The sequence below is a fragment of the Methanosarcina mazei S-6 genome, from assembly GCF_000970205.1.
Classification (GTDB): domain Archaea; phylum Halobacteriota; class Methanosarcinia; order Methanosarcinales; family Methanosarcinaceae; genus Methanosarcina; species Methanosarcina mazei.
In genome coordinates, this window is record NZ_CP009512.1 from 2,815,670 (window position 1) to 2,828,435 (window position 12,766).

General features: G+C 34.9%; 12 protein-coding genes and 1 pseudogene. 2 read left to right on the forward strand and 11 right to left on the reverse strand.

The window, feature by feature from the left end:
- Positions 1 to 8 precede the first annotated feature (8 nt).
- Positions 9 to 782 (reverse strand): cytochrome c biogenesis protein, encoded by a 774-nt coding sequence (locus MSMAS_RS12030; protein ID WP_230633253.1) that lies wholly within the window; start codon positions 780 to 782, stop codon positions 9 to 11.
- A gap of 802 nt (positions 783 to 1,584) precedes the next feature.
- On the opposite strand from MSMAS_RS12030, the pseudogene tnpC reads away from it, so the two are divergent.
- Positions 1,585 to 3,020 (forward strand): annotated as a pseudogene (tnpC, locus tag MSMAS_RS12045) (IS66 family transposase).
- Between the two features lie 352 nt (positions 3,021 to 3,372).
- On the opposite strand, the gene MSMAS_RS12050 reads toward tnpC, so the two are convergent.
- The 3 genes from MSMAS_RS12050 to MSMAS_RS12060 form a co-directional block, all read right to left on the reverse strand.
- Positions 3,373 to 4,083, reverse strand: coding sequence for a LolA family protein (locus tag MSMAS_RS12050; protein WP_052735108.1), 711 nt, complete (start codon positions 4,081 to 4,083; stop codon positions 3,373 to 3,375).
- Between the two features lie 183 nt (positions 4,084 to 4,266).
- Entirely contained in the window at positions 4,267 to 5,202 is a 936-nt protein-coding gene (locus MSMAS_RS12055) for an ABC transporter ATP-binding protein (RefSeq protein ID WP_316243077.1), read from the reverse strand.
- Complete coding sequence (locus tag MSMAS_RS12060; RefSeq protein ID WP_230626559.1) at positions 5,199 to 5,738, reverse strand: ABC transporter permease; 540 nt, start codon at positions 5,736 to 5,738, stop codon at positions 5,199 to 5,201. The genes MSMAS_RS12055 and MSMAS_RS12060 overlap by 4 nt, the downstream gene beginning before the upstream one ends.
- Between MSMAS_RS12060 and MSMAS_RS19555 the strand changes: the two genes are divergently transcribed.
- Complete coding sequence (locus tag MSMAS_RS19555) at positions 5,674 to 5,823, forward strand: hypothetical protein (RefSeq protein ID WP_230626570.1); 150 nt, start codon at positions 5,674 to 5,676, stop codon at positions 5,821 to 5,823. The genes MSMAS_RS12060 and MSMAS_RS19555 overlap by 65 nt on opposite strands.
- A gap of 130 nt (positions 5,824 to 5,953) precedes the next feature.
- Here the strand turns inward: MSMAS_RS19555 and MSMAS_RS12065 are convergent, their stop codons facing one another.
- From MSMAS_RS12065 to MSMAS_RS12095, 7 genes are all read right to left on the reverse strand, one after another.
- The gene (locus MSMAS_RS12065) at positions 5,954 to 6,322 is read right to left on the reverse strand and encodes a hypothetical protein (RefSeq protein ID WP_048038376.1); all 369 of its coding nucleotides are present in this window, start codon (positions 6,320 to 6,322) and stop codon (positions 5,954 to 5,956) included.
- 71 nt (positions 6,323 to 6,393) lie between these two features.
- Positions 6,394 to 6,840: a hypothetical protein gene (locus MSMAS_RS12070; RefSeq protein ID WP_048038379.1), complete on the reverse strand. Its 447-nt coding sequence runs from the start codon at positions 6,838 to 6,840 to the stop codon at positions 6,394 to 6,396.
- A gap of 690 nt (positions 6,841 to 7,530) precedes the next feature.
- Positions 7,531 to 8,088, reverse strand: coding sequence for a winged helix-turn-helix transcriptional regulator (locus tag MSMAS_RS12075; RefSeq protein ID WP_230625023.1), 558 nt, complete (start codon positions 8,086 to 8,088; stop codon positions 7,531 to 7,533).
- Positions 8,089 to 8,647: 559 nt separating this feature from the next.
- On the reverse strand, positions 8,648 to 9,619 hold the full coding sequence (locus MSMAS_RS12080; RefSeq protein WP_226987598.1) for a cytochrome c biogenesis CcdA family protein: 972 nt from the start codon (positions 9,617 to 9,619) through the stop codon (positions 8,648 to 8,650).
- Positions 9,620 to 9,745: 126 nt separating this feature from the next.
- On the reverse strand, positions 9,746 to 10,396 hold the full coding sequence (locus MSMAS_RS12085; RefSeq protein WP_048041120.1) for a hypothetical protein: 651 nt from the start codon (positions 10,394 to 10,396) through the stop codon (positions 9,746 to 9,748).
- Positions 10,393 to 11,061: a LolA family protein gene (locus tag MSMAS_RS12090; RefSeq protein ID WP_011034362.1), complete on the reverse strand. Its 669-nt coding sequence runs from the start codon at positions 11,059 to 11,061 to the stop codon at positions 10,393 to 10,395. The genes MSMAS_RS12085 and MSMAS_RS12090 overlap by 4 nt, the downstream gene beginning before the upstream one ends.
- A gap of 368 nt (positions 11,062 to 11,429) precedes the next feature.
- Positions 11,430 to 12,206, reverse strand: coding sequence for a hypothetical protein (locus MSMAS_RS12095; RefSeq protein ID WP_152558012.1), 777 nt, complete (start codon positions 12,204 to 12,206; stop codon positions 11,430 to 11,432).
- Positions 12,207 to 12,766 lie beyond the last annotated feature (560 nt).

Below are 12,766 nucleotides of genomic sequence, written 5' to 3' on the forward strand. Positions count from 1 at the left end.
CAGTTTTGTTAAGCAGTACAGGGTATTGAGGCAGTGCAGGGAACTTTTACAAACGAAAACAATATCCCAAGAAAGAAAACTCCACCCAGAGTACCTGCATATTTCCTGGCAGAACTCTGAAAATAATTATCCAGAACTACAGGAGATTTCAAGACCCCCAGAAGGTTTAATCCAATGAGAATTACAATGACGCCTGTAACAAAAGAAAAGCTTTCCAAATCTGGAATTGACTTTCGGAATGAGAGTAAACACAGGCCCAATAATAAGTAAGAACCCACCAGCCCTAATCCAAACACTGTTGCACGTACCATTCCACTTTTCGCACTATTGCTCGTCCCTGCAGTAAAGCTTAAAAGAAATCCAAGTATAGCCATCAGGCAGGGTGAAAAACCTGCAAAAAGTCCGAGAGAATAGGCAAATGGCAAATTCAGGTCTGTGTTTATATACTCGATTTCCTGTTCTTTTCTCGTTACCTCTTCTGTAGTATATTCAGTAATATTTTCCTCTTCCACAAGATATTCATCAATTAAAGTTTTTAGCTTTTCTTCAGTAATTTCTTCTTTGGGAATTTTTGTTTCATTGTTTATCACAATAGCCGGGACTTCAAGAAAACCATACTTGTTCCATTGATTGAAACCGTCAGCAGTACTGGTTTCAATTCTTGTTATAACCATGTTCTCATATTGAGCTTCTATTCGATCGACAATAGGATCGGTTATTTCACAATCATGACAACCTTTTTGATGGAAATACTGGATTGTGACAGGTTCTGCACAGGCCACCGGTATAAAAATAAGAGATAAATAAATTACGGCTAGTAAACTAATTGTATGAGAACTACTTTTCATAAAATCCCAACAAGTATTCTTTTTATTTCACAAACCTGTGTATGCTAATGACGGGAAACCTAATTATCTGAGTTCTGTTTGCGTTGTGACCATTTTATTCCTAAAACCAAAAGTACTAGTAGTATTCCAAAAATTATACTTCCTTTCAAAATAGGAAGGATGGGATAATCAAGTACAAGGTAGCGTACAAAAATGAAGACACATGCGATTACGTAGAAAACCAGCAATCTCACAGGATCTTTTTGATCTTCTTTCCTTTCGCCGTATATAATTTTTGACAATGCGCCCCCAGTAAATAATATAATCAAAATCCAGAATACTTGATCTATATTATAAACTAAAGAAGCATAGAGGTAAATAATATACAGCAGTATTGTAAGAATTAGAAGGCGCATATTTTTTCGAATAGAGGAAAAGATGCTGATTTCTTCTTTTTCATGAGGCTCTACAGTTTTTTCTTTATCAAATTTGGATTCAAAAATATGAATTATTATTGAGGAAATAGATGAGTTCAAAAGTTGTTCCTTTTTCCTATACCAGACCAAGAGTGAAAAAATTATTATTGTGAAAAAGAAAGCTAGAATAAAAGTTGTCTGAGCTTCTATTAAGATGTATCCTTCCTTATATAAATAGATAAAAAAAAGGTAACTATTCAGGCAGCCTTTTAAAGGCTACAATTTTTCCTCTTTTCGAGGAAAAATTGGATATAAATTGAATCCTATTTTGTTTCGTTATCATGCTTACACGTGAAGAGATTCTTGCTTTGTGTGCTTCAAACCCTGAAGTCATTGCTTACATTGTGAGTCTTGAAACTCAAATTAAAGAACTTACTGAAAGGTTGATAGCCTTAGAATCTCGTTTAAACCAAAACAGTCGTAACAGCAGTCGCCCTCCTTCTACTGATTTTTTTATCAAGGAGAAACCTAACCCCAAGAGTCTCCGTAAAAAGAGTGGCAAAAAACCTGGAGGTCAAGATGGTCATCCAGGAACAACTCTTGAAATGGTTGATCATCCTGAGTAGGTAATAGAACATTCTTTGAGTTGCTGCAAAGAATGTGGCCATACTCTTGAGAATGTTGAAGTTGAAGCCTATGAGAAAAGACAGGTCTTTGATATTCCCTCCCTGTAAATCTGATTGTTACAGAACACAAAAGTCAGATAAAGACCTGCCCTTACTGTGGAAAAATAAATAAAGCTGTTTTTCCTGAATCAGTTAAATATCCAGTTCAGTATGGTCCAAATATTTTAGCTTCAGCTATTTACTGTAAAAATCACCATTTTATCCCCTATGAAAGAATTTCCGAATTTTTTGAGGACATAATGGGAATAAAAATCTGTCCTGCTACGATAATTAGAGCAGAAAGAGAATGTTTCCAGAATTTAGAGGAATTTGAAAACGTTATTAGAGAGAAATTAATGATTTCTCATGTTGTCCATTTTGATGAAACTGGTATGAAGATCGAAGGAAAACGACACTGGCTTCATGTAGCTTCTAATGAGAAATACACCTGTTATTTACCTCACTCAAAAAGAGGAGCAGAAGCAATAGACGCTATGGGTATTCTTCCGGAGTTTAAGGGAGTAGCAGTTCACGACGGATGGAAACCTTACAACGTTTATGACTGTGATCATGCTCTCTGTAATGCTCATTTACAGAGAGAACTTACTGGAATTGAAGAGAACTATAAACAGCAGTGGGCTAAAGAAATGAATGAATTGCTCACTGAGATGAAAAAGTATACCGATGAATGCAAGGATCAAGTCAAAGAACTGGATTTTGAGCAAATTAAAGCATTGGAAGAAAGGTTCGATGCTATCATAATTAAAGGAATTGAAGAAAATCCACAATCTCTAAATCCTGAAAAGAAAGGAAAACGTGGAAAAAATCCAAAAACAAAAGCAAGGAATCTGCTAGATAGGTTTATAGAACACAAAGAAAATATTCTGAGATTCCTGACAGATTTGAAAGTTCCGTTTGAGAATAATCAAGCAGAAAGAGATATCAGGATGATGAAATTACAGCAGAAAATATCAGGAACTTTCAGAACTATACAAGGAGCGGAAGCTTTCTGCAGAATTAGAGCTTACATCTCTACAATTAGAAAGAACGGATTACCTGTTTTGGAGGGTATTATAGCGGCGCTCAAGAGAGCGCCGTTAACTATACCCTGAATAGTTACAAAAAAAGAAGAGAAAAGAAATAAGTTGCAATTGAACGCCATATTTCTTGTTTTACAATATCATCGATTTTCATGGCCCTACCATCACCGAGCTATTGGATACTTTAAAATCAAGTTTTCACTTTTCCAGTTTTAAACAATCCTTTATGAGTTTTCCGGCCAATAAATTCGAAACTTCAGTGATTTTCATAACGACAAGAGATATTCCAGGGAATTTATCCACTGAATTTTGATCTGCTTAATATTTTCTAGAACCTTCCCTTTGGTTTCAATCTCGAAGTTCCCTTTTAAATTTCCTTTTTTATTTTGATAGCATATAGATTGTCAAGTGAATACGATGTTGTTCAAATAATAGCTATCATGGTTGTTTCTTTCCCTCCATCGGCAGTAACCTTTATTTGTTCCTCGGACATATTTTTATTAAGCAAATCTTCAAAGTTCATTGTAACTACTTCTGCTCCTTCAGGTATATCAAACACAAATTCGGAATCCTGAACTCCGGTGTTAATCTTTAAGTTTTGAATCTCGATTTCCATTCTTTGCTTACCCTGGTAAATTTCATACTTCAGGGGTATCCAGGTTTCTTCATCAACCCAGATATTAATCTCGTCAATCAAAATGCTTTCTTCTCTTCCCTCTTTCGGTTTCGCTTCAAGGAAATATACAATTCTCCCATCAATCGTATCATTCCCATGCACAGAAATATTATATTCACTTAAAGTATCGTTAAAGAGCTTGAAGTAATCAATTTCGAATTGATACTCTTCAGGAACTATTATTTTCTGGACAACATTTGTTTCGGGATCGTACAACCACTCAATTTTTCCATCGTAAATCATTACACTTTCATTCTCTGTCCCTTTTGTAATTGTTTTCTTCATATTCGGCTTTTTGTACATGATATCAAATTCACTTTCCTGTGTTTTCTCTCCTTCAAAATACGTCGTCATACAAAGAGTATATGAAGAATCCTCAATGCTGTTTTCTTTTTCCTGCATCTTTGCTGCAATTTCTTCTGCAATCAGTTCAGTGTCTTCTGCGTCCGATTCATTCATGCAACCAGATGTAAAAACAATACAAATTATCAAAAAAAGCATAGAAACAATTTTCTTCTTTATCATATTCCTCATTCCAAATATTAATTAGCCTCAATTTGGCTCTGTAGAAAACCTATCTAAACCAGCTTCAAGAGGCTGAAGATAGATAAGCAAAAATGAAGATGGACTGTCTACCCGAAATTAAAATTTTATTCCGGTAGCATCAAAGAACGCATCTTCCAATGAGAGAGAGTTTTCTATAAGTTTGAAAACTTTGCCTCCACTTTCAACAATTAATCTGTTTATTTCTGGTTTGAAATCTATTCCGGAGTTTACATAAATATCCAGAGTATGTTCAGCTTTCAATTCGGTTTTTACTACGAATTCCAGACTTTCAATTAAAGAAATCATTTCAGATGAGAGATTGTAGACCCCAACCGTAATAACCCCATTTGACTCTAAGTGGCGGATTTTTTCAATTGCACTTTCAGCAATAAGCTTGCCTTTATCCAGAATTCCGACATGGGTACAGATTTCCTGTATTTCCAGAAGGTTATGGGACGAAAGAAATACCGTGATTCCCTTGTTATTGCACTCACGAAGAATTTGCCGGATTTGCCGGATTCCAACAGGGTCAAGGCCGTTTGTGGGTTCATCAAGGATCAGTACTTTTGGATTATTCAAAAGAGCCTGCGCAATTCCCAGTCGTGTTTTCATACCATGGGAAAAATAGCCCACCCTTTTGAAAATTTCATTGCCAAGTCCAACCTGGTCCAATAAAACCCTGGATTGTTCCACGCTTTCTTTTTTGCTCAGGCCTTTCAATCTGCCGTAATAGATCATGTGGCTTAAGGCAGTCCGTTCGTCGTAAAAACCGGAATCCTGGGGGACCAGTCCCAGAATCTGTTTAATCTTTCCTGATTCGGAAGAAAGGTCCATGCCATCAACAAAAACTTGCCCCTGCGTAGGTGTTGAAAGCCCTGAAAGTAATTTTATTGTAGTTGTTTTTCCGGCACCGTTCTGGCCCAAAAAACCATAGATACTCCCTTTTTCTACATTTAGGGAAAGATTTTCGAGAACAAAACGAGAGCCGTATTTTTTGTACAGGTTTTTGGTAGAAATAGCCGCGGAAATTATAAATCCCTCCTTTTAATGGCCAGCAAACTCATGGATAAAAAGACCAGTATGTACAGGAACATTGAAAACAGGCTTTCAAAAGCCGTGAGGTATCCAGCTCCAACCGGGAAGCCTTTCATGAACTCCATATTTTTAATCCCGTAAAAGAAGGGGGTGATATATTTCAGATAACTCTCATTTCCCTGTAAAATGAAAAATATCAAAATCCCAAGAAAGACCACGGACATTGTAAATGAAATTTTGTTGTTTGCAGACAATGTTGAGATGAATAAAAAAATACCTATGAAGCATCCCAGATAAAGGCTTGAGGAAATCCAGAATAAAATAATACTTTCGAACTGAAAGGCATTTCCTGTGGAATACTGATATATCAGGCTTATAAGTGCAATTCCGGAGGAAGCGGACATAAATACCAGAAATAGAAAGAAAAATTTCCCTAAAATAAAAGATGACCTCTGGACCTTGGAGAGAATGTATCTTACCGACCCTGTTTCAGTTTCGCTGCTTACGATATCAAAAGATGATATCAAAGTCATAAAAGGTCCGATAGACAATACTACAATATACGAAATCAAAATATACGGGATGCCCCCGGAATTCGAAAACAAAAAAGAGATGTAAGTACTGAAGCGCATTGCCAGAAAACAAAAAAAGATAAATATTCCACCAAAAAAGCATACATACTTGCTTTTTGAACCTCTCAATATTTCATCTTCCCCAATAATCCGTATTTCCGAGAAATTCATAATCTTCAACCCTGTTCACTTCTGCTCAGGCTGCAGGTAACAAATGCTCCGAAGGATCCGATCATCGAATAGAAAAAAAACAGAACGAGCAAAGATCCAATGAAAACAGATACAGCCACACCTCCGGATTGTAACACAAGCTTTCCATCGGAGGTAAGCAAAAAAGTTACAATCCAAGCAATAAGGTTGTACGTAAATATTGAAAGAAAAGCATATTTTACCGAGCCTTTGCCTATGATTTTACCAATTAATGTACCTACAATAATTGCACCTATAATCCCTCCGTATATCGGATCAAACTCTAAAAATTCAAAAAATTCGAATAATACAAGCCCAACCATTATCCCTATAAATAATAAATTTCCAGTTTTCATGATATCACATTCAAAAAAATGCTGGGTTTTAAACCCAGCAAGATATAGACTTAACCTAACAAGATATAGACTCAAGAGTACTGATCAATAAAGTCCTCCGCTTCATTCAGCAAATCAACCAGTTCATTGTACAGCCAGCTGGGAATCTGAGAAACCCAATCATATAAAATATCCCATATGGTGTTTAAAGCAAAATCTAAATAATCCATTCCTCTTGATATATTATTGTTTCTGAATGCATCAGCAGCTTCAGAGAGTTCATCTTGAGCATCTTCAATTCGATCGTCATCGATAACCTCATCCAGCACCCAAAGTGCTGCAATCAGCCCATCACAGATATTTTCACCTAGCTCTCCAACTACTGATTTCGGTGTTATTTGACCGTTGCTATCAATAATGAATCCGTCTGCTAGTTCTTTCTCTGGCTGTGCCGTCACAGCTGGCACAAATGCCATGCTCACCAATAGCATTGAGGCAAGCAATACACTCAACATAAATTTTTGGTTTTTTATTATCATTTGTTTTACCTCTTTTATTTTTGTTTAAGAGGCAAGGAACAAACCTTAAAATAGCTTTAAAGTAATCTGTTTCTTGCCTTTGGGCACGCAGGATTCAGGGGAGGGCTCAATCTTTACTGAATCCTGCAGAACATTCCCACATTCGAAAGATCCATAATCCTTTAAAAGTTTTATGTGTAAACTCTCAAACAATCAGGCATAAGAGAAGAATACAAATCTGAAATAAGTTAAGAGAAAAATAGTTTGAGAACTTGCACAGAAGTTATAAATAATGTTACTTACAGCCATCGATTTGTGTCTGCATCTTCGATGTTTGGATATTCCTTTTAGGAAAAAATAGCAATATTTTTTAAGACACTATATTTCTCTATGGTAAGAATTGAGTAAAACTGAAATCTACAAGATTTTCTAGCTCTTAGTATCGCTACTAACTACTTTTTAGTTATAAAATGAGAAAAGCCGGCTCCAATAGGGAAAGTCGTAAAATAAGCAGTGTGATCAGTACAAGGGGAATCTCACTTTATTATTGAAGCTGCAATCAATATTTAATTCCTTATTCCAAAATAAGGCAGGTTAGAAGTTCAAGAAATTAGGAATTGAAAAAACAAAAGTATTCTGATACAAAAAGAAATTCTAGTAAACTTTTCTAAAAGCTTTTTAGTACACAATACCGTGAAGTGGATCAGATGCTTACTTGTATCTTTCTATCAAGTGTTTGTACGAAATGTTTATTTTATAGATTATATTTTTTCCTCTTTTTGTTTCCTTTATAAAACCAATTTCCTTAAGATTTTTCATATACCAGCTAACTGTGCCCTTGGAAATTCCAATCTCACGCGCAAGAGCTACGTTTGTATTACACTTACCATTTAATATTTCTGAAATTATCCTTTTATTCGTTATGTTTTGAGAGGTAACAAGAATTTTCTTTTCCTTTTCACTATATGTTGAGTTTTGGAAACACCTTATTCTTCCGCCCTCCTTGTAAACTTCAATTTTATATTGAGTTTCCAGAACTTGTATGTGATACTGGACTGTCCTCCTGTTCAAGCCAGTATTTTTTGCAATGTCACTAAAACAAACTCCAGGGTTGGCTTCAATATAGGTATAAACGCTATCTCGGTTAGGATTATTAAGTACATTTGTTTTCCCTACAATTGTTGTTAAAAGGAAAAATAGCAAACAGACGATAAGCTTCTTTTGAAGCTTAATGCTGGTAAAGACTAAATGTCTAGTTTTCGGTTTCACTGACCGATTCTCCTCAAACCTTTTTCTATCCAGGGACTGACATGTATTCTTTTTCGGCAGAAACAGGAGAATCTTCCTTATCAGAGCTTTCCAAGTATTCACCTCGGTTGAAACTTCAGGAATGTCTATCAGTCCTATGAATATGAATAATACAAACATCTTCCGGGTTTTTGTTATGTTAGTCAGTAATTTAAAAAGTCAAAGAATATAAGCTTTCCGACCAGAACCCCTAACAATCAGTACCTTCTATCTTAATCTGTATTATTGATTTTTATGAGAGTTATTCATTGGTCATCGGTTAAGGAATTTTCTTGCCCGAAAGCTATCGATTTTGCACCAGAAGCCTGCCTTAAGTTTTGGCCTATTTACATGAAATCGATACCTTTCCCAGCCTATAATAGGATTAAAGATTTGACAACTGTTATGAAAGTGGAGGCAATTTATCATGATTCTTCACTTAACCGAAGACGCATGAATAGATTATATATAAATTACACAAGTTTCATATGTTAATCAATTATTTAGATTTAACTTCGATGTTTTGTCTTCATTAGTTAATTCAGGCCATAATCCATAAACCCAGTAAAATAAGCACAAATCCACTAATTTTTTTTAGATACATTTTATATGAACGAATCTGCTTGGACAGAGTATAGCCCCCTATCATACCAACTCCAATAAAAGGTGTCAACACCCCTCCGCTGAAAGCAAGCAATAGAGCCAGATCATTAACAGTCCCGTTTGTAATAGTCTTGTTGAGCAGTACAAGGAGCATTGGAGCAGTGCAGGGAACTTTTACAAACGAAAACAATATCCCAAGAAAGAAAACTCCACCCAGAGTACCTGCATATTTCCTGGCAGAACTCTGAAAATAATTATCCAGAACTACAGGAGATTTTAAGATCCCCAGAAGGTTTAACCCGATGAGAATTACAATGATGCCTGTAACAAAAGAAAAGCTTTCCAAATCTGGAATTGACTTTCGGAATGAGAGTAAACACAGGCCCAATAATAAGTAAGAACCCACCAGCCCTAATCCAAACACTGTTGCACGTACCATTCCACTTTTCGCACTATTGCTCGTCCCTGCAGTAAAGCTTAAAAGAAATCCAAGTATAGCCATCAGGCAGGGTGAAAAACCTGCAAAAAGTCCGAGAGAATAGGCAAATGGCAAATTCAGGTCTGTGTTTATATACTCGATTTCCTGTTCTTTTCTCGTTACCTCTTCTGTAGTATATTCAGTAATATTTTCCTCTTCCACAAGATATTCATCAATTAAAGTTTTTAGCTTTTCTTCAGTAATTTCTTCTTTGGGAATTTTTGTTTCATTGTTTATCACAATAGCCGGGACTTCAAGAAAACCATATTTATTCCATTGGTTGAAACCGTCAGCAGTACTGGTTTCAATTTTTGATATAACCATGTTCTCATATTGAGCTTCTATTCGATCGACAATAGGATCAGTTATTTCACAATCATGACAACCTTTTTGATGGAAATACTGGATTGTGACAGGTTCTGCACAGGCCACCGGTATAAAAATAAGAGATAAATAAATTACGGCTAGTAAACTAATTGTATGAGAACTACTTTTCATAAAATCCCCAACAAGTATTCTTTTTATTTCACAAACCTGTGTATGCTAATGACAGGAAACCTAATTATCTGAGTTCTGTTTGCGTTGTGACCATTTTATTCCTAAAACCAAAAGTACTAGTAGTATTCCAAAAATTATACTTCCTTTCAAAATAGGAAGGATGGGATAATCAAGTACAAGGTAGCGTACAAAAATGAAGACACATGCGATTACGTAGAAAACCAGCAATCTCACAGGATCTTTTTGATCTTCTTTCCTTTCGCCGTATATAATTTTTGACAATGCGCCCCCAGTAAATAATATAATCAAAATCCAGAATACTTGATCTATATTATAAACTAAAGAAGCATAGAGGTAAATAATATACAGCAGTATTGTAAGAATTAGAAGGCGCATATTTTTTCGAATTGATGAGGAAATTTTAGTTTTTTCATCTTTGTTGATCTCTGTGATTTTTTCATCATGAGATTTTGAGCTCAAAATATGATCAATTATATTGAAAAAATTATTGTCATCAATCTGTTCCTTTTTTCTATACCAGACCATAAAAAAGAAATGGACAGCTGTAACAAAGAGGGCAAGAATAAACACCCTTGACATCTCTAACGGAATATATCCTTCCCTAATCAGTAGCCCGATTATTAAAAAACTAACAAATAGTACTGGAAATGAACGTAATAATTCTTCTTTAACGATATGGTCTATATTCATATATTAATCACCTCAGTACCTTCTATAGGTTTAAATTTAAATTCAGTATCTTTTATGCCTGAATTTATAGAATAATTCTCATATTCTAGTGTCATCAGAAGTTTGTCACCGTTATAACTTTGGATCTTTAACGGCATCCAGATTTTGGGATCAATCCATAATAGACGACTCCAGCTTTCAGGCTCGTTTAGTTTACTCGAAATTACTTCTAGTTTATAAGTTTTGACTTCTCCTAAATATTCAATACCTTTGTAGTTTATAGTACAATTATCTGATATAGAATTAATAAATTCACTATATGTTGGAGTGGTCTGTATAGAATTCTGTGAAGTGTCATTGATTAACCATGTTTTGTTTGTAATTGGATCATACTCCCATGTTAGTATCCCATCTGAGCCAATTGTTAAACATGTGGAAGAATTTACCCGATCGACTCTTTTATACATATTGGGATTTTTGATAAGAAAACTAGATTCAGTGATTATAGATTCATTTCCTATAAACATAGTCAATTTTTCATCATAAGATATATCATATATATCTTGTTGTTTATTTATTAAGTTCTTAGAGATCGATTCTGAGTTTGCTCTTTCCTCAAAACCACAATAAATAATTGCAAAAATAATTATTGTAAAAGCAAGGAATAAACTCTTTTTTGATGCCATATTCTCTCCTCATAAAAAATGAGAGGTGAAAACCTCTCATAAACATTAAGTATTTTTCAGTTCAGACACACAATTATCTGAAGCGCATGAAAAATATTAAGTTATATGTGTTTTTTCCGGAACTTGATTGTTAATAGATATCCATATGTTCCTAAATATTCGCAACTATTAATTCCAACAAGTAACCCTAATGATTCAACTTTGCCCACTAAATAAAACCAAGATAGAATTTATCTACATATTGAAAAGGACTAACAGTAGTAGTTCGAGGGTTTATTGAAGTGAACAGTTACTAATATTCATTTATTATGTGCATCAATTAGCAATTAGTTCTAATGTTATTGGATTTGAACCTTTTATGTGTTATGTTAATAACACATTGCCATCACATATATTATTTCAACACCCATGCAAACTGCAGCTGGTGAACAAGTTAGAAGCGAAGGCATATAGAAACAAGGCGAAAGCACTGTTAAACAAACATCACATATTGATGGCGTTCCAGGAGGACAAACAATACCTAAAACTGAGCAAAGACAATCATCGATAAGCTCATTCGCAACACAGGTCCAGTAACCATCTTCTGTATTAGTGGTAAAGAAGTCTGCATTGGTATCTCCAATTATAGCCCCGTTGTCCACAACTTGTGTATTGAGAATTTCTCCATCGTCACCTACTCTATTTAAAGTTAATTCTTTTAATGTTTTATCTTCAAAAATTTGTGTAGCACTCATTACTTGTGCAGGTTTTTCACCACTCCATATTACAAAAACATTGGATATTTGGACAGAGATATTATCTTCAGCAATAACTTCTACTGGCAATATAACTCCTGTCACATAATCTGCAGACCCATCTTCCAGTGTTTTTTCTATGGAATAAACTTTAGCACCATCTTCAATTTGTTTCAAGTCTGTGGCAGAAGGACTTCCGGAAAGTTTTTGAACATCTTTAAGATTTAGGGCAAAAGCAATTTTTTCGTACTTTTCCATTCCTGTTATTTCTTTCTTTTCAACTCCACTTGCAGTGGAACCGCAAGGTGTTCCAGCCGGACACGCCATCGCAGGCGTAACCAGTATCATACCTATAACGAGCATTATCATGAAAAGCCCGCTGATTTTTCTAACTTTGCTGTTTAGTTTCAATTTATTCCACCTCTTTATTTTTGTTTAAGAGGCAAGGAACAAACCTTAAAATAGCTTTAAAGTAATTTGTTTCTTGCCTTTGGGCACGCAGGATTCAGGGGAGGGCTCAAACTTTGCTGAATCCTGCAGAACATTCCCACATTTGAAAACCCCATAATCCTTTAAAAGTTTTATGTGTAAACTCTCAAACAATCAGGCATAAGAGAAGAATACAAATCTGAAATAAATTAACAGAAAAATAGTTTGAGAGCTTACACAGAAGCTATAAATAATGTTACTTACAGCCTGTCGATTTGTGTCTGCGTCTTCGATGTTTGGACATTCCTTTTAGAAAAAAATAGCAATATTTTTTAAGACATTACATTTCTCTATAGTGAGAATTAAGTAAGACTGAATTCTACAAGATTTTCTAGCCTTGAAATATTGCTACTAACTACTTTTTTAGTTATAAAATAGGAAAAATTAACTTCAAAGGTAAAGTCATAAAACACTGATCAGTTAAAGGGAATGTCATTCTATTACTGAAATCATAACAAGATTCAATTTCCTATTCCAAAAAG

Coding starts and splice junctions, on each gene's coding strand:
- MSMAS_RS12050 (WP_052735108.1), bottom strand. CDS start 4,083: ATGAATGAATCGGACGCAGAAGACACTGAACTGATTGCAGAAGAAATT.
- MSMAS_RS19555 (WP_230626570.1), top strand. CDS start 5,674: ATGTATCTTACCGACCCTGTTTCAGTTTCGCTGCTTACGATATCAAAA.
- MSMAS_RS12060 (WP_230626559.1), bottom strand. CDS start 5,738: ATGACTTTGATATCATCTTTTGATATCGTAAGCAGCGAAACTGAAACA.
- MSMAS_RS12065 (WP_048038376.1), bottom strand. CDS start 6,322: ATGAAAACTGGAAATTTATTATTTATAGGGATAATGGTTGGGCTTGTA.
- MSMAS_RS12070 (WP_048038379.1), bottom strand. CDS start 6,840: ATGATAATAAAAAACCAAAAATTTATGTTGAGTGTATTGCTTGCCTCA.
- MSMAS_RS12085 (WP_048041120.1), bottom strand. CDS start 10,396: ATGAATATAGACCATATCGTTAAAGAAGAATTATTACGTTCATTTCCA.
- MSMAS_RS12090 (WP_011034362.1), bottom strand. CDS start 11,061: ATGGCATCAAAAAAGAGTTTATTCCTTGCTTTTACAATAATTATTTTT.